We start from the raw sequence: 16,266 nt of genomic DNA on the forward strand, positions 1-16,266 counted from the left end.
CAATCATTCATTGGACGGATTGAAGGTGCCGAGGGATCCTGAGGTCATGGCTCTTACCTCAATCGACACCGCCGAGGACACCGTCGACGTCGTGCTGATCGGCGGCGGCATCATGTCGGCAACGTTGGGCGCGATGCTCACCCAGCTCGAACCCCAGTGGCGGATCGTGGTGGTCGAACGGGCTACCGAGGCGGGGACGGAGAGCAGCCAGGCATGGAACAACGCTGGCACCGGCCACTCCGGCTACTGCGAACTCAACTACATGCCCGACCCCTCCGATGGCGGGAAGGCGGCCGAGATAGCGCGGCAGTTCCAGATCACCCGGCAGTGGTGGGCCGGCCTGGTCGAGCAGGGACTGCTCGATCCGGCGATGTTCGTCCACGCCACCCCGCACATGGATCTGGTGTTCGGTGACCGGGACACCGCGTACCTGCGTCGCCGGTTCCAGACGCTGACCGCCGATCCGCAGTTCGCAGACCTGGAGTTCACTGACGACACGGCGCGCATCGGGCAGTGGGCACCGCTGGTGATGGAGGGCCGCGACCCGGGCGAACCCGTTGCGGCGACACGCCACAGCGGAGGAACTGACGTGGACTTCGGCGCACTGACCAACAGCCTCCTCCGGATCGTGACGAACAACGGCGGCCGACTACTGCTGCGCCACGATGTCCGCACGTTGAACCGAGCCTCGGATACCGGTTGGGTGGTCGGCGGACGGCGCACCGATACGGGTGCCCGCTTTCGATTGCGGGCCTCGTACGTCTTCGTCGGCGCCGGCGGGTTCGCACTCCGGCTGCTGCAACGCGCGGGACTGTCCGAGGTGCGCGGGTACGGGGTGCTGCCGGTCGGTGCGGCCTTCCTGCGCTGCTCGGACCCGCAGGTGGTGGCCAGGCACGACGCCAAGGTCTACGGCCAGGCTCCCATGGGCGCACCCCCGATGTCGGTGCCGCACTTGGACAAACGAGTCGTCGACGGCACGGGGCATCTACTGTTCGGCCCGTACGCGACCTTCAGCACGAAACTGCTCAAGCACGGCAAGCTCACCGACTTCTTCACCACGCTGCGATGGCACAACGTCCGGGTGCTCGCGGCGGCGGGCCGGCAGAACCTGCCCCTGGTGCGGTACCTGATCGCCCAACTGTTGGCATCGCGTCGCAAGAAGTTCGCGGCGCTGACGAGGTACTACCCCTTCGCCGACCCTGCCCAGTGGGAGCTGATCTCCGCCGGGCAACGGGCACAACTGGTCACCCCCGACGCCGAGCACACGGGTGCGCTCCGTTCGGGAACCGAGCTTGTCGTCGCCGCCGACGGCAGCATCGCCGGCCTCCTCGGCGCGTCCCCGGGCGCGTCGACTGCGGTCCCGATCATGCTCGATCTGCTGCAGCGTTGCTTCCCCCCGCAGTGGGAACGACTACGCGAGAGTCTCGTAACCCAGCAGGAACACCGCGGTCAGGCACAGTCCGCAGCCCACGACGACGGTGGGCATCAGGATCATGCTGTCGAGTTCGTCGTCGTCGAGAATCTCGCCCTCGAACCGGCCGAACAGGACGCGCGCCACGGCCCGTCTTACGGAAGGTGCGGATCAGGCCACGCACCGCCTTCGTGTGGCGCTTGCGGCCGACGAGCACCCGGGATGCCGACCCGACCACGAACGTCAGTGTGGCGCATAGCAGAAGCAGCCACCCGACCGTCGTCTGGGAAATCGACACGGCCCAGCCTATAGGCCAAGGTGATCCCGCAGGGTATGGCCGGTGTACCCGGTCCGGAAGGCGCCGCGCTCCTGCAACATCGGCACCACGCGGTCGACGAACTCGTCGAGGCCGCGCGGTGTCAGGTGAGGCACGAGGATGAAGCCGTCGCAGGCGTCGGACTGGACGTGAAGGTCGATCTCGTCGGCGACCTGGGCCGGTGTGCCGACGAACTGCTGGCGGCTGGTGACGGCGATGACCAGTTCGCGAATGCTGAGCTTCTCGGCCTGCGCGCGCTCGCGCCACGCGGCGGCGACGGCCTTCGGGTCACCATGGCGGACGCGGCCCTGCGTGACTGTCGGGTCCTCGGTCGGCTCGACATCGGGAAGCGGACCGTCGGGGTCATACGCCGACAGATCGCGCTGCCAGACCTGCTCCAGCATGGCGATCGCGGTTTGCGGGCTCACCTGCTGGTGTCGGATATGCCGGGCCCGCTCGGCGGCCTCCTGCGCGGTGTCGCCGAGGACGAACGTCGCGGCGGGAAAGACCTTGAGCCCGTCCGGGTCTCGGCCGTATGATTCCGCCCGGCCCTTGACATCCGCGTAGTAGCGCTGACCGGCTTCCAGTGCGGAGTGCAGGGTGAACAGGGCGTCGGCGTGCTCGGCGCCGAAGGCGCGTCCGTCGGCCGAGTCACCGGCTTGCAGCAGCACGGGATGGCGCTGCGGCGATGCCGGCAACGTGGCGACGCCGCGGACATCGAACTGGGGTCCGTGGTGCTCGACCCCGCGAATCTTGTCGGGATCGACATATATTCCGGCGTCGCGGTCGGCGCGCACCGCGTCGGCCGCCCAGCTGTCCCAGAACTCCCGCGCCACGGTGATGAATTCTTCGGCGCGGTGATAACGATCGGCGTGATCGAGAAAGCCGCCCCGGCGGAAGTTCCCGCCGGTGAAGGCATCCGATGACGTGACCATGTTCCAGCCGGCACGACCGTCGGACAGGTGGTCCAGGGTCGCGAATTGCCTTGCGACCTCGAACGGTTCGTTGAACGTGGTGTTGATGGTGCCCGCCAGTCCGAGCCGCTCGGTGACGCCGGCCAGCGCGGCGAGCACCGTGAAGGTGTCGGGACGCCCCACGACATCGAGGTCATGGATGCGGCCGCGGTGCTCGCGCAGGCGCAGACCCTCGGCGAGGAAGAAGAAGTCGAACAGGCCGCGCTCCGCGGTGCGGGCGAGGTGGACGAACGAGTCGAATTCGATCTGGCTGCCCGAATCCTGATCCATCCACACCGTGGTGTTGTTGACCCCGGGGAAGTGTGCGGCCAGGTGAATGGGCTTGCGCTGCGCACCCTCGCGAACTGCGGTCATCCCGTCAGCCCCCAGCGCTTGGCGATCAATTCATGCGAACGCAGCCGATCCGCATGCCGGTGGGTGACGGAGGTGATGACCAGTTCGTCGGCCCCGGTGGCCCGCTGCAGGGTGTCCAGCTGGTCAGCGACCTCGTCGGCATTGCCCACGAATTGCGTTGCGGTGCGGTCTCTCACCACGGCGAGCTGCTCGTCGCTCAAGGGATCGGCGGTGTCGGGGTCCGGGTAGGGAATGGCCCCGTCGCCGGCGCGGATCGAATACACCCAGTGGCCGTAGGTCGACGCCAGGCGCTTGGCGGTGTCGGTGTCGTCGGCCACCACGACATCAGCCGACACCACGACGTAGGGCTGGGGCAGCGCAGCCGACGGCTGGAACTCGTTGCGGTATACCTCGATCGCGTCCAGGGCGGTGGCCGGGGTGATGTGGTAGCTCGCGACGAACGGCAGGCCGCGGGCACCGGCGACTCGCGCGCTCTGGCCCTTGCTACTGCCGAAAACCCACGGCACCAGGCCGGACCGCTCACCAGGCGTGGCGTGTGCCTCGACGCCGTCGATCTCGTAGCTGCCGTCGACCATTGCCAGGATGTCGCTCACCTGCTCGGCGAAGTCGGGAGTGACGGCCTCGGGCTGCTGCAACACCGACTGCTTGGCGCGCAGGCGGGGGTTGCGCATGAGCACGCTCATGTCGAACGGCGGCGGGACGACGACGCCCTGGACGTCCAGCCATTCCGTACGCGGTTGGCGCTTCGGCTTGGACTGGCCCTCCTTGAGGACCTCCTGGCGCCTCTGCCCGGATCGTCCGACGCCGAGATCGATACGGCCGGGGTGGAACGCCTCGAGCATGCCGAAGCTTTCCACCGTTGCGATCGCGGTGGTCTGGCCGAGTTGCACGGCAGCCGCGCCGACGCGAATCCGGCAGGTAGCGGCGGCGATCTGGCCGATCAGCACGGCCGGCGCCGCGCTCGCGACCGAGACAAAGTGATGTTCGGCGACCCAGTAGCGGCGGTATCCCCACTGCTCGGCGTGCTGTGCGAGGTCGACGGTGTTGCGCAGCGCGGAGGCGGCGTCGCTGCCCTCGCTGATCGGCGACAGGTCCAGGATCGACAGGGGAACGCTCATGATGACTCCACCTTGGTGTAGCGGTTGTCGGCCGTGGCCAACCCGAGGCGCTCGCGTAGCGTCTCGCCGTCGCGGTACCCGACGCGGAACACCCCGGCCTGTTGCAGCAGCGGCACCACGTTCTCGACGATCACGGAGAGGTCGGTGGCGTGTACGGCAGGCCGGAGCCTGACTCCGTCGATGCCAAGGCGTTGCCAGCGCAGCACGAGGTCCACCAGTTCGCTTGGGGTCCGGTCGAATACATACGCATCCGAGCGAGAGTCGGCGAGGTCACCGAAGGTCACGTAGATGTCGGCGTAGGTCTTGAGGTCGGTGCCGCCGGCCCGCGCGACCTGAGCCAGAATGGCCCGTACCGACTCGTCGTCCTGCGGGGTGACGAACACGATATCCGCGCTGCGCGCTGCGAATTCGTAGACGCGAAGGGCGTGGGCGAGGGCCGTCACCACGGGTTGCCCCTGCGGCGGTCGTGGGGTGATGGACGGACCCTTGACCGAGAAGTACTCTCCGGCGAAGTCGATGTAGTGCAGCTTGTCCCGGTCCACGAAGCGTCCCGTGGCGGAATCGCGGATGACGGCATCGTCCTCCCAGCTGTCCCACAGTCGGCGGGCGACCTCGACCGCGTCGGACGCCTCGTCGAACAGGTCGGCGCCCTGGACGTCGCGCCTGCCGAACAGCTCGGCCTCGTGCTGGGTTCCGCTGACCCTGACCTGCCAGCCGGCCCGGCCGTGAGAGATGAAGTCTAGTGTGGCAATGGCTTTGGAGACGTGGAAGGGTTCCGTATGAGTCACGGTGGCGACCGGGATGAGCCCGATGTGGCGGGTCACGGGCGCGACTCGGGAGGCGACCAGCACGGCGTCCGGCCTGCCCGCGAGCCACCGCGGTTCGATCTCCGGACGGCGACGGCGCTGCGGGGTGAGGGCGTCGTCGAACGTCACGAAGTCCAGCAGTCCGCGCTCGGCGGTGGCGGCGAGCTCCGACCAGTACCGGCCACTGGTCACCGGTCCACTGTCCGGACCGTGCCGCCAGGCCTCCGGATGCCACCCGTGGCCGTCCAGCGCGACGCCGACGTGCACCTGCCCGGTCACGGCAGCTCCTTGACGAAGGCGACCGGAAAGACGTCACCCTCCGCGGGCAGGGGTTCGTCCAGCCGCGTGTAGCCGGTCGCGAGATACAGCGCCTCCGCTTCGGGTTGGCGGTCGCCCGTCGTCAGGTACACGCGCCGATAGCCGCGTGCGGCGATAGCCGTCTCCAGTTCGATCAGCAGCGCCCTTGCGTGTCCCCGCCGACGGTGCCCGCTGTCGGTCCAGATGCGTTTGAGCTCGGCGGTGTCGTCGTCGAACCGGCAGAACGCCCCACCGGTGACGGGTTGGGCGTCCAACAGCCCGATCAACAGTCCGCCCTGGGGTGGCGCGAACTCCTGCGCCGGATATTCGCGCAGCCACTTCGACACCATGTCCTCGGTCGCGCCGTATCGGCTGGCGTACTCGACTGTGAGCTCAGCCAGCAGCGGCTCGGCCAGCGGATCCTCCTGGCCGACCGTAACGAAGCGCAGATCGTTCACCGCAGACACACCCATCACCTAACTGTCTAACGCAAGTCGCCAAACCGCATTCCTGAGCCGCCGATTCGATCAACGTGAGCGCAAATACGCACAGTTCGCCAAACCGGCGGGTCGGCGTCAGGCGTCCGGCCGGCCGGCGGGAGGCACGCGACCGCCTAGTCGCAGGCCTGTCGAATGAAGGCGGCGACGGCGCGCGGCTGTGACATGTAGACAGCATGGCTGGCGGCCACCTCGCCCGTGGTGGCGCCGGCCCGCTGCGCCATGGCCCGCTGGGCGGACGGCGAGATCATCCGGTCTTCGGTGGCAACCAAGTACCAGCTTGGCTTGTCACGCCAGGCTGGCTCGGTGACCGGCCCGGCCATCGCGTTCACCGCCCACGGGACCTGGGAGTCGGCCAGGAATACGGCGTCGGCGGCGGACAAGTCGGCACCGAACGACGCGTGGAACTTCGCCCGGTCTTGGAACAAGACCCCGCCTGGCGCGCGGACGATCGGCAACCCCGGCGTATCCGGGTCGCCGCCCAGCACTTTCACCGATTCGCCCCTGTCCGGCGCGAATGCCGCGATGTAGACCAGGGCCGTCACCTTGTCGTGGGTGCCGGCCTCGGTGATCACCGCGCCGCCGTAGGAGTGCCCCACCAGGACGACCGGCCCGTCTTGCGCGTCGATGGTCAGCCGCGTCGCTTCGGCGTCGCCGGGCAGCGATATGGTCGGATTTTGCACCACGGCGACGTGGTAGCCGTCGCTGGTGAGAAGGTCGTAAACTGCCCGCCAGCTGGATCCGTCCACGAACGCGCCGTGGACGAGAACGATGTTCCGCGCTCCGGAGCCGGTATTCATGGTGATCTCCTCGCATGATCTCGGTAGCGGTAACCGTACTGGCGGCCACCTGAGAGGGTAGGGCGCGCCGACCATCACGCATCGACCGCCTTCGACCAAAACTTGACACGTGTAAAGTCTGGCCGCATGGACCGCATCAGGGGCAGAACCATCGCGATCACGGGCGCCGCCCGCGGCATCGGCTACGCCACCGCCAAGGCCCTGCTGGCCGAGGGCGCCCGGGTGGTGATCGGCGACCGCGACGTCGCACTCCAGGAGTCGGCCGTCGCGGACCTCACCAAGCTGGGCCCGGTCTCGGGGTATCCGCTCGACGTCACCGACCGGGAGTCGTTCGCGACCTTCCTCGACAAAGCCCGCACCGACGGTGGCGGCCACGTCGACGTATTGATCAACAACGCCGGCGTGATGCCGATCGGCCCGTTCCTCGAGCAGTCCGAACAGTCGATTCGGTCGTCGATCGAGGTCAATCTCTACGGTGTGCTCACCGGATGCCAACTGGTGCTGCCGGGCATGATCGCCCGCCGCAGCGGCCACATCATCAACATCGCGTCGCTGTCCGGTTTGATGCCCGTGCCGGGGCAGGTGGCCTACGTCGGCGCCAAGTTCGGCGTCGTCGGGTTGACGGCCGCGCTGGCCGATGAGGTCGCGCCGCACGGCGTCGACGTCTCGGTCGTCATGCCGCCGTTCACCAACACCGAGCTGATCTCCGGAACCAAGACCGGCGGCGCCATCAAGCCGGTCGAGCCTGAGGACGTCGCGGCGGCCGTCATCAAGACGCTCGAGAAGCCCAAGACCCACGTCGCCGTTCCGGCGCCGTTGCGGTTCACCGCGCAGGCCGCCCAGATGCTCGGTCCCCGCGGACGTCGATGGCTGAACAAGCGCCTCGGCCTGGACCGCGTGTTCCTCGACTTCGACCAGACCGCGCGCAGCGACTACGAACGGCGTGCGCGGGCCGCGCAGGGAGTTGTTGAAGGGCCACCGGAGTCATAGCCTTCGTCCATGACGGTCTGGTTCATCACAGGGGCATCGCGCGGTTTCGGCTTGGAGATCACCAAGGAGGCGCTGTCCCGCGGCGACAGCGTCATCGCCACGGCGCGCAATCCGCAGGCGGTGCTCGATGTGTTCCCCGCCGACGCCGATCGCCTGCTGGCCGTCCCCCTCGACGTCCATCAACCCGACCAGATCATCATCGCCGTCGACGCGGGTATCGAGAAGTTCGGACGCATCGACGCATTGGTGAACAACGCGGGCCGCGGCCTGCTCGGCGCGGTCGAGGAAGCCACCGACGAGGACGTGCGAGCGGTCTTCGACGTCAACGTGTTCGGTCTACTCGCCGTGACCCGCGCCGTGCTGCCGCACCTGCGCGGGCAGCGATCCGGTCTCGTCGTCAACCTGTCCTCGGTGGCCGGTTTCGTGGCGAGCGCCGGCTGGGGCGTGTACGCGTCGACGAAATTCGCGGTGGAGGCCCTTTCCGAGGCGATGGCTCAGGAGCTTGGCCCGCTTGGCATCCGCGTGGTGGCCATCGAGCCGGGCCCGTTCCGCACCAACTTCCTCGACGGCAGCAGCCTCGGCGTCGTCTCCACCGAAATCGACGACTACGCAGCGACGGTCGGCAAGACCAGGCAGTGGGCCACCGAAACCAACTACGGCCAGGACGGCGACCCCGTCAAGGCCGCGAAGATCATCGTCGACCTCGCCGACCGTGACGACATTCCCCAGCGAATCCAACTCGGCGCCAACGCCTTCCAGCGAATCGAGGAGAAGCTGGCCCGCACCGCCCGCGATCAGGAGGCGTGGCGGGAGACCGCGCTGTCGGCAGATTTCGAGCCGGCTAGCTGAAATCCGGCCGCGGCTGGCCGTGTCGGTGGGACTCGATCACGTCGAGGTGATCGAACAACTCATCGAGGCCGAACTGGTAGTCATCGGCGGTGCCGACGAACACCACGTGCGCGACCTCGCTGCCGTCGTCGGCCGCCAAGACGATTGTCGTCGCCGGCACGACTTCCTCGTCGGTGACTTCGGCCCGCGACGGCGGGAAAAACCAGAGCGCGGAGTCGTCGTCGGACAGTTCTTCGTCGAAGACCCAGCCGCGCTCGGTGATCCGTTCGTCGATGCGTTCGAGTACCGCGGCGAACTCGATCTCGTCCGAGAGCCCCTCGAACACCGTCCCGGGTATCCATCGCGCGTCCCGGGCCGCCCGCCGCTTCTTCCGGCGGGCCTGCTTCGCTGTTACCTTTTTGCTCCTCGCGTGCGCGGGTCCGCGACGCGACACCCTAGCTCAGTGCCCGGTCGAGGTCATTGATCAGATCGTCGGTTCCCTCCAGCCCCACCGAGATCCGCACCAGCCCGTCACCGAGACCGATCGCGGCACGGCCTTCCGGACCCATCGCACGATGGGTCGTGGTGGCCGGGTGGGTGATCAGCGACTTGGAGTCGCCGAGGTTGTTGGATATGTCGATCAGCTCGAGCTTGTCGAGCACCTCGAAGGCGCGCTCCTTGCCGCCGTCCGCGAGTTCGAACGTGATGACCGTTCCGCCACCGGTCATCTGGCGCTTCGCGAGGTCGTACTGCGGGTGCGACTCCAGGAACGGGTAGCGGACCCACTCCACCGCCCGATGGCCTTCCAGGAATTCGGCGACCCGGTGCGCCGACGTGTTCTGATGTTCCACGCGGACCGCCAGCGTCTCCAGACCCTTGAGCAGCGTCCACGCGTTGAAGGGGCTCATCGCGGGCCCGGTGTGCCGCATCAGTTTCTGCACCGGTTCATTGATGTACTGTTCGTCGCCGAGAATCGCCCCGCCGAGGACCCGGCCCTGCCCGTCGATGTGTTTGGTGGCCGAGTACACCACGACGTCGACCCCCAGGGGGAAACCCTGCTGCAGGATGGGTGTGGCGAATACGTTGTCGAGCACCACCTTTGCGCCCGCGCCGTGCGCCATCTCGCATACCGCCGCGATATCGACCAACGACTGCATCGGGTTGGAGGGGGTCTCGAAGAACACCGCCTGGGTGGGCACCGAAAGCGCCTCCTCCCACTGCGCGAGGTCATCGCCGTCGACGAACACCGTCTGGACCCCCCAGCGCGGCAGGATCTCGTTGCACACCATGAAGCACGACCCGAACAGGCTGCGGGCGGCCACCAGCCGGTCTCCGGCGCCCAACAGCGCACCCAACGAGGTGAACACCGCCGCCATCCCGGTCGCGGTCGCGAAGCAGGCGGGCGCACCTTCGATCAGCCGAAGCCGCTCCTCGAACATCGAGATCGTCGGGTTGCCGTAACGGGAGTAGACGTACCGGTCGATCTCACCGGTGAACGCCTTCTCGGCATCGGCGGCCGTCTCGTAGACATAGCCCGACGTGAGGTACATCGCTTCGGCAGTCTCGTCGAATCCCGATCTCAGCAGGCCGCCGCGGACACCGATGGTGGCCTGGCTGACGCCGTCGGGCAGCGCAGCGGGCTTACGGACAGACGGGGTCGATGATTTTTCACTCATGATTGTTTCCAAGGCAGGCCGACAGCTTTCCATCCACTTCCGCCGCGATGCCGCTGCTCGTCGAGGTTCCCCTCGAATCCGTCCAGGATGTTGTAGGACGGGGCGATACCCGCCTCGGTGGCGGCCTCGGCGGCGCCGATCGAACGATTGCCGGAGCGACAGAGGAAGATCACCGGGCGGTCACCGGACGTGACGCCCGCCGCCCTCAAATCGTCGATGAAGCTGTCGTTGTGTTTTCCGTCGGCGGTGTTCCACTCGACGTACACCACGTCGCGCTCGAGCGACGTCAGATCAGGCACCCCGACAAACCGCCACTCGGCGGCGGTACGACAATCGACCAGCACTGCCTCGGGGTTGTCGACCAGCAGCTTCCAGGCCTCCTCAGGCGTCATGTCTCCGGCATAACTCACGGTCGTGAGTCTTCCACAGCTGCCCGGGGCCGATCACCTGTGCTGGTCACCCCATGTCGTCTCGGTGCGTAGAACCGACTTGACCACCTTCCCCGCAGGGTTGCGCCGCAGCGACTCGGAGCGCAGCGCGATGTACTGCGGCACCTTGAAGTCGGCGATCCTCGTGGCGGCGAAACTCCGGAAATCGCCGGGGTCGAGTTCGGCGCCGGGCCGCACGACGATCACCGCGGCGACCTTTTCCCCCATCATCGGGTCGGGCACCCCGACCACCGCCGCCTCGAACACGGCGGGATGCTCCACCAGGGCGTTCTCGACCTCGACGCAGTACACGTTCTCGCCGCCCCGGTTGATCATGTCCTTCAACCGGTCCACGATCTGGACGAACCCATCGTCGTCGACGCGGGCCAGGTCTCCGGTGCGAAGCCAGCCGTCGACGAACGTTTCCGCGGTCTTGTCCGGTTTGCCCCAGTAGCCTGCCACGACGTTCTGACCGCGGTCAGCAGTTCTCCGACGCCTGACGGGTCGACGTCGGCGAGGTCCACCTCTACGACGGGCACGGTGAAGCCCACCGTCTCAGGGCGCGAGTCGGTGTACTGATCCGGCAGGAACATGCGACGCGGTCTCGGTGAGTCCGAAGCCGTTGCCCAGCTTCGCGTTCGGAAACGATGCGCGAAGCGCAGCGATCATCTCCGGCGGTGTGGGGTCGCCGCCGTAGGTGAGCTACCGGACACCGCTCATGTCGAACTCGCCGAAGTTCTTCTGGCTCATCGCGCGCCAGTAGATCGCCGGCGCCGAAACCAGGGTGTCGATCCGTTCCTCGACGATCGCGTGAAGAAACGCCTGCGGCTCGAACTGCGGCATGATCACCGTCGTCCCACCCACATCGGCGGTCACGATCAACTGGCTGTTGCAGCCCGTCACGTGGAACAGCGGCACCGAGATCAGGTTCCGGATGGGATGGTCGTCGGGAAAGTCGATCGCCCGCCGGCAGGTCTCGCTGTTCGACAGAAGTTCTCGTGCGTCATCATCGCGCCCTTGGGACACCCGGTGGTGCCGCTGGTGTAAAAGATCCCGGCCTGCGTCTCTGGGCGTGAGCCCTCGACCACGAGCGGGTCGCCGTCTGGCAGCGCCCCGCCGGGTTCGAGCATGACCTCGGCGCCCGAGTCGGAGACCACGTAGTCGATCTCCTGGGCGGAGAACCGGGAGTTGACGGGCACGACCACACCGCCGGCCATGAGTGTTCCCCAGAAACCCAGGACCCAGTCGAGGCCGTTGCCGTGGCGGTTCGCGACGCGGTCGCCTGCGCGCACCCCGGCCGCGGCCAGCCCACCGGCGACGCGTTCGGCGCGGTCCCACAAGTCGCGGTAGCTGACCCGTTCGCCGCCCAACACGACCACGCTCTCGCGGTCGGGAAACTGCTCGGCCCAGGCCCGCAGCATGTCCAGCAGCGACGGGTGAAGGTTGGTGTAGCGCAGCACACCGTCGTCGCCGCGCGCCACCCCGGACATGTCGAAGGGCATGATCCGCGCGGCGTCCGGCCCTGCTTGGTGATCACGGGCTCTTCGTACACACCTTCCATGCCCCGTCCTCTCGCGCGAAGGCTATCTCGGAGCCCGATGAGGTGTCCGGCACCTTGTCGAACTGGTACATCACGATCGCCGTGGCCTTGTCGCCGTCGATCATCACGTTGGTGACATCCTCCACGGAGCGGTGTCCCCGCTCCCCCACCGAACGCCGTTGGCGGCCGAGTACCTCGCCCTCGTTCGCCTGCTGCGCCCGGCACGTGTACGCGCGGAAGTCGGCGTAGTTCTCGCGCTGGAGGGCGTCATTCTGGCCGACGGCGGCGCGGCCGACCCGCTGCTCCTCGGAGAGCCCGTCGCCGCGGAAGACGCTGAACAGGCCGACGCCGATGATGACGAGGACGATGATCACCAGCGCGCCGAGAAACGGCGCCATCGTCGGCCGATCCTCCTCGGGGCCTGTCGGCTGGTTCACCGGCTACCAGAGTTTGCGCAGTGCGGTGGACACCCGCCTGGCCCTGTCCCTGGCGACGATCGGATCGGGAGCGGTGGCCAGCGCGACGCCGAGCCGCCTGCGTCCGTCGGTCTCATCGGGCCGGTCGAACAACCGCACGTCGCTCTCGGCGACGGCGAGCGCTTCGGCAAGCACCCCGCTCAACTGACCGCCGTCGGTTTTGACGACGCCCGACTCGGCACCGGCATAGCTGACTTCGGCGGCCGCCGGCGAGATCATGATGGTGTCCACGGGCAGGCCCAGGATCGCCCTGGCGTGCAACTCGAACTCCGAAAGCCGTTGTGAGCGAAGCGTCACCAGCCCACTGTCGTACGGGCGCGGCCGCACGTCGGAGAAGTACACCTCGTCCCCGCGCACCAGCAATTCGACGCCGAACACGCCGCGCCCGCCGAGCGAGCCGACGATCCGCGCCGCGATCGACTTCGCGGCGTCCAACGCGGCGGGTGCCATCTGCTGGGGCTGCCAGGACTCCAGCACGTCTCCGCCGGACAGGTGGTGTCCGATCGGTTCGCAGAAGTGCACGGCCGGGCCCGCCGGACCGGTCGTGCGAATGGTCAGCAGCGTGACCTCGAAATCGACATCGACGACGGTCTCCGCCATCACCCTGTTGTGCGCGATACGGCCGGCCGCGACCGCGCGCTGCCAGGCCGGCTCGATGTCGTCTTCGCGCAGCAGCACCGACTGTCCGTCGCCGGGGGCGGCCGAGACGGGCTTGACCACGAGCGGGAACCCGGCGTGCTCGGCCACCGCCGTGAGTTCCTCGACGGAGCCGGCGAACCAGAACGGCGCCGTGGGCAGCCCGAGTTCGTCGGCGGCCAGCCGGCGCAGGCCTTCGCGGTCGATCGACAGGCGGGTACTGCGCGGCGTCGGGAACACCTCGACGTTGCCGGCCTCGGCGACGGCGATCAACGCGTCGGCGGCGATGATGCCCGCCTCGGCCACGACGTACCTCGGGCTTTCCTTGGCGATCAGAGCCGTGAGCTCCTCGGCGTCGTTCATCTTCACCACGGCCGCCCGGTCCGCCACGCCGTGGGCGGGTGCGTCGGCATAGCGGTCGACGGCGATGACGTCGGCGCCGAGCCGCTGGAACGCGAGCACCAGCTCGCGACTCAACTCGCCCGAGCCGAGCAGCATGACCGTGGATCCGGTGACCGCCGCCGGCGGCTCCGCGGTCGGGCTGGTGGGCTCGGGATCGGTCTGCGGGGCCGGGTCGGTCTTGGTGTCGCCGTCAGTCGTTTCACTCATCGCGAGTCCAGCCTGCCAGATCGTCAACCCACTCGGACGTCGATGTAGCACCACCGCCAGTCCTCGCCCGGCTCGGCCGAGCGCATCACCGGATGCCCGGTCTCGTGGAAGTGCCCGTACGCGTGCTGGAGCGGGCTCGAATCGCAGCAACCGACATGGCCGCAGGTCAGGCACATCCGCAGGTGCGCCCACGAACTCTCGCCGAGTTCACCGCATTCCTCGCAGTGCCCGGGCGTCAGCGCTGCCGGATCCGGTCCCGAGCCGACCCCGCCTGGCGCGAGGTGCTCACATGTTTCGCTGACGGCGGCGGCCTCCGGCTCGCGCCGGCGTGATCTCCTCAGCATGCTGATCAAGGATACGGACGGGCTACCAAGGAGGTTTTGCGACGTGGGTGCCTCGTTGCTGGGTGTTCTGGTGGTGTCGATCCTGCTGGCCGCGCTGGCCCGGCGCTACGACGTGTCGGTCCCGCTGGCCCTCGTGCTGGCGGGACTCGCGCTCGGGCTGATTCCCGGACTGCGCGGCGCTGGTTTCAACGTCGACCTCGACCCCGAGCTGGTGTTGTACGTGGTGCTGCCGCCGCTGTTGTGGTCGGCCGGCCTGGAGAGCAGCGCCGTGGCCCTTCGCACCAACTTCCGGTCGATCGGCCTGCTCGCTGTCGGGCTGCCGTTGGCGACGACGTTCGCCGCGGGCTTCGTCGCGTACCTGACGGTGCCCGAACTGACCCTGGCCGCCGCCGTCACCCTCGGCGCCATCGTCGCGCCCCCGGATGCGGTCTCGGCGACGGCGGTCGGCCGCAGGCTCGGGTTGCCGCGACGCCTCATGACGCTGCTCGGTGGAGAGAGCCTGCTCAACGACGCCACCGCACTGACCGCGTACAAGGTGTCGCTGGCCGCCGCGATTGGCGCGGCCGCGACCTGGAGCAGCGCGGCGGGCACCTTCGCGCTGGCCGCGGTCGGTGGCGTGGTGGTGGGGGTGGCGCTGGGATCGGTGATCGCGTTCATCCGGTCGCGGCTGAACGATCCGGTGGTGGAGAGCGCCGTCGGCCTGATCGCGCCGTTCGTCATCTATTTGATCGCCGAGGGCATCCACGGCTCCGGCGTGCTCGCGGTGGTGGTCGCGGCGTTGATCCTCGGGCAGCGCTCCACACAGGCCAGCTACGCCACCCGGTTGCAGGACAGCGCGGTGTGGCAGGCCCTCCAGCTCATCCTGGAGTCGTTCGCGTTCCTGCTGATCGGCCTGCAGCTGCCGATGGTCATCGGGGAGATGCGGGGCATCTCCGGACCGGTGATCGCGATCTCGTCGGTGGCGGTGCTGGCGACGGTGATCGGCGTGCGGATCGTGTGGGTGTTCACGTTCGCCTACCTACCGCGGACGCTGTTCGCGCGGATCCGCGGCCGTGAGCGCAAGCCCACGGCCGCACAGGTATTCATCCTCGCCTGGGCCGGTATGCGCGGCGTGGTGTCGCTGGCCGCCGCGTTCGGTGTGCCGCTGACGACGCTGTCGGGTGCCCCGTTCCCCGGCCGGGCGCACATCGTGTTCCTGACGTTCGTCGTCGTGATCGGCACCCTGCTCCTGCACGGCCTCACGCTGCCCTGGCTGATCCACAGGCTCGGCGTCGAGGGCGACGATGCGCGGAGCGACGCCGTGGCGGCGGCCGCCGCACAGGACAAGGCGGCGCGCGCGGCGGCGGACCGGCTCGACCAGATACTCACCGAGGGCGGTACCACCGATGTGCACGAGCGGGCGGCCGAGGTGCTGAGGGGCTGGAACACCCGGCGCCGCAACGCTGCATGGGAGCGGCTGGGCCGCGACGACGACGATATCGGCGAGAGCCCGGCGGCGGCGTTCCGCCGGCTGCGACTGGGAATGCTGGCGGCCGAACGTCAGACATTCATCGACGAGCGCGACCAGGGCCGGATCGACGACGAGGTGCTGCGCGAGATGCTCCGGGGACTGGACCTCGAGGAGGCCACGCTCAACCGGAACTAGCCGTCGAGCTGCGAACGGAACCTGCGCATGGCCTCCACGAGAGCGGCGAACGTCCGATGCGCGGCGGCCAGGTCGTCATCGGACAAGTCGGCGAGGGCCCGCGTGTTGTGCTCGGCCAGCGGTGTGAAAAACCCTCGCGCCACCTCCGTTCCGTCTTCGGCGACACGCAGGATGACCTTGCGACGATCGGTCGGGTCGGAGTCACGGTTCAGATGCCCGGACGCGATCATCCGCTCCACCAGATAGGTGATCGCCGCACCGGACATGCCCATCCGTTTGCGCAGTTCGCCCGCCGTCATCGGCGATCCGGCCGTCTCCGCCACCATGACATGCAGCAACGCGCGAAAGTCGTTGGCGGCCAGGTCATGTCGTCGAGCAAAGTGGCCACCGATCTGATCGGACTCGGCGGTCAGCGCGCGCACGTCGGCGGCGATGCGCGATTCCAGCTGCGCACGGTTGTCGGCCTTCGGCACGAAACCAGCATAGTCCGATCATGTTCATTTGATTAACTGTTAAGAATC

The 16,266-nt window shown here is 68.1% G+C and carries 19 protein-coding genes; 4 read left to right on the forward strand and 15 right to left on the reverse strand.

The window, feature by feature from the left end; all coding sequences use genetic code 11:
- Positions 1-46: 46 nt before the first annotated feature.
- Entirely contained in the window at positions 47-1,723 is a 1,677-nt protein-coding gene (gene mqo, locus ACVWWN_RS39155) for a malate dehydrogenase (quinone) (protein WP_457148675.1), read from the forward strand.
- Here mqo and ACVWWN_RS39160 read toward each other — a convergent pair.
- The 5 genes from ACVWWN_RS39160 to ACVWWN_RS39180 form a co-directional block, all read right to left on the reverse strand.
- The gene (locus ACVWWN_RS39160) at positions 1,718-3,055 is read right to left on the reverse strand and encodes an NtaA/DmoA family FMN-dependent monooxygenase (protein WP_457148676.1); all 1,338 of its coding nucleotides are present in this window, start codon (positions 3,053-3,055) and stop codon (positions 1,718-1,720) included. The genes mqo and ACVWWN_RS39160 overlap by 6 nt on opposite strands.
- The gene (locus tag ACVWWN_RS39165; protein WP_457148677.1) at positions 3,052-4,173 is read right to left on the reverse strand and encodes an LLM class flavin-dependent oxidoreductase; all 1,122 of its coding nucleotides are present in this window, start codon (positions 4,171-4,173) and stop codon (positions 3,052-3,054) included. The genes ACVWWN_RS39160 and ACVWWN_RS39165 overlap by 4 nt, the downstream gene beginning before the upstream one ends.
- Positions 4,170-5,258 carry an LLM class flavin-dependent oxidoreductase gene (locus tag ACVWWN_RS39170; protein WP_457148678.1) on the reverse strand — a complete coding sequence of 363 codons (1,089 nt, stop codon included), beginning with the start codon at positions 5,256-5,258 and terminating at the stop codon, positions 4,170-4,172. Before ACVWWN_RS39170 ends, ACVWWN_RS39165 begins: the two co-directional genes overlap by 4 nt.
- Positions 5,255-5,749: a GNAT family N-acetyltransferase gene (locus ACVWWN_RS39175; protein WP_457148679.1), complete on the reverse strand. Its 495-nt coding sequence runs from the start codon at positions 5,747-5,749 to the stop codon at positions 5,255-5,257. Before ACVWWN_RS39175 ends, ACVWWN_RS39170 begins: the two co-directional genes overlap by 4 nt.
- Before the next feature lie 140 nt (positions 5,750-5,889).
- A complete protein-coding gene (locus tag ACVWWN_RS39180; RefSeq protein ID WP_457148680.1) occupies positions 5,890-6,573 on the reverse strand; it encodes an alpha/beta fold hydrolase in 684 nt (227 codons plus the stop codon).
- Between the two features lie 126 nt (positions 6,574-6,699).
- Between ACVWWN_RS39180 and ACVWWN_RS39185 the strand changes: the two genes are divergently transcribed.
- Together ACVWWN_RS39185 and ACVWWN_RS39190 are read left to right on the forward strand one after the other, a co-directional pair.
- The gene (locus ACVWWN_RS39185) at positions 6,700-7,563 is read left to right on the forward strand and encodes an SDR family oxidoreductase (protein ID WP_457148681.1); all 864 of its coding nucleotides are present in this window, start codon (positions 6,700-6,702) and stop codon (positions 7,561-7,563) included.
- 9 nt (positions 7,564-7,572) lie between these two features.
- Positions 7,573-8,412 carry an oxidoreductase gene (locus ACVWWN_RS39190; protein WP_457148682.1) on the forward strand — a complete coding sequence of 280 codons (840 nt, stop codon included), beginning with the start codon at positions 7,573-7,575 and terminating at the stop codon, positions 8,410-8,412.
- On the opposite strand, the gene ACVWWN_RS39195 is transcribed toward ACVWWN_RS39190, so the two are convergent.
- From ACVWWN_RS39195 to ACVWWN_RS39235, 9 genes are all read right to left on the reverse strand, one after another.
- Positions 8,405-8,845, reverse strand: coding sequence for a hypothetical protein (locus ACVWWN_RS39195; RefSeq protein ID WP_457148683.1), 441 nt, complete (start codon positions 8,843-8,845; stop codon positions 8,405-8,407). The genes ACVWWN_RS39190 and ACVWWN_RS39195 overlap by 8 nt on opposite strands.
- Position 8,846: 1 nt before the next feature.
- Positions 8,847-10,067, reverse strand: a complete 1,221-nt coding sequence (locus ACVWWN_RS39200) for an O-succinylhomoserine sulfhydrylase (RefSeq protein ID WP_457148684.1) — start codon at positions 10,065-10,067, stop codon at positions 8,847-8,849.
- On the reverse strand, positions 10,064-10,477 hold the full coding sequence (locus ACVWWN_RS39205) for a rhodanese-like domain-containing protein (protein ID WP_457148685.1): 414 nt from the start codon (positions 10,475-10,477) through the stop codon (positions 10,064-10,066). The genes ACVWWN_RS39200 and ACVWWN_RS39205 overlap by 4 nt, the downstream gene beginning before the upstream one ends.
- A 33-nt stretch (positions 10,478-10,510) precedes the next feature.
- A complete protein-coding gene (locus tag ACVWWN_RS39210; protein WP_457148686.1) occupies positions 10,511-10,957 on the reverse strand; it encodes a class I adenylate-forming enzyme family protein in 447 nt (148 codons plus the stop codon).
- Between the two features lie 240 nt (positions 10,958-11,197).
- On the reverse strand, positions 11,198-11,413 hold the full coding sequence (locus tag ACVWWN_RS39215; RefSeq protein ID WP_457148687.1) for an AMP-binding protein: 216 nt from the start codon (positions 11,411-11,413) through the stop codon (positions 11,198-11,200).
- Between the two features lie 5 nt (positions 11,414-11,418).
- Positions 11,419-11,985 carry an AMP-binding protein gene (locus tag ACVWWN_RS39220; protein ID WP_457148688.1) on the reverse strand — a complete coding sequence of 189 codons (567 nt, stop codon included), beginning with the start codon at positions 11,983-11,985 and terminating at the stop codon, positions 11,419-11,421.
- Between the two features lie 43 nt (positions 11,986-12,028).
- Entirely contained in the window at positions 12,029-12,433 is a 405-nt protein-coding gene (locus tag ACVWWN_RS39225; protein WP_457149448.1) for an Rv0361 family membrane protein, read from the reverse strand.
- A gap of 42 nt (positions 12,434-12,475) precedes the next feature.
- The gene (gene purT / locus ACVWWN_RS39230; protein WP_457148689.1) at positions 12,476-13,756 is read right to left on the reverse strand and encodes a formate-dependent phosphoribosylglycinamide formyltransferase; all 1,281 of its coding nucleotides are present in this window, start codon (positions 13,754-13,756) and stop codon (positions 12,476-12,478) included.
- A gap of 23 nt (positions 13,757-13,779) precedes the next feature.
- Positions 13,780-14,100: a UBP-type zinc finger domain-containing protein gene (locus tag ACVWWN_RS39235; RefSeq protein ID WP_457148690.1), complete on the reverse strand. Its 321-nt coding sequence runs from the start codon at positions 14,098-14,100 to the stop codon at positions 13,780-13,782.
- 43 nt (positions 14,101-14,143) lie between these two features.
- Here ACVWWN_RS39235 and ACVWWN_RS39240 point away from each other — a divergent pair, with 43 nt between their 5' ends.
- A complete protein-coding gene (locus ACVWWN_RS39240) occupies positions 14,144-15,745 on the forward strand; it encodes a Na+/H+ antiporter (protein WP_457148691.1) in 1,602 nt (533 codons plus the stop codon).
- On the opposite strand, the gene ACVWWN_RS39245 is transcribed toward ACVWWN_RS39240, so the two are convergent.
- Positions 15,742-16,218, reverse strand: a complete 477-nt coding sequence (locus ACVWWN_RS39245) for a MarR family winged helix-turn-helix transcriptional regulator (protein WP_457148692.1) — start codon at positions 16,216-16,218, stop codon at positions 15,742-15,744. The genes ACVWWN_RS39240 and ACVWWN_RS39245 overlap by 4 nt on opposite strands.
- Positions 16,219-16,266: the final 48 nt, after the last annotated feature.

This window comes from Mycobacterium sp. URHB0021 (genome assembly GCF_054057895.1).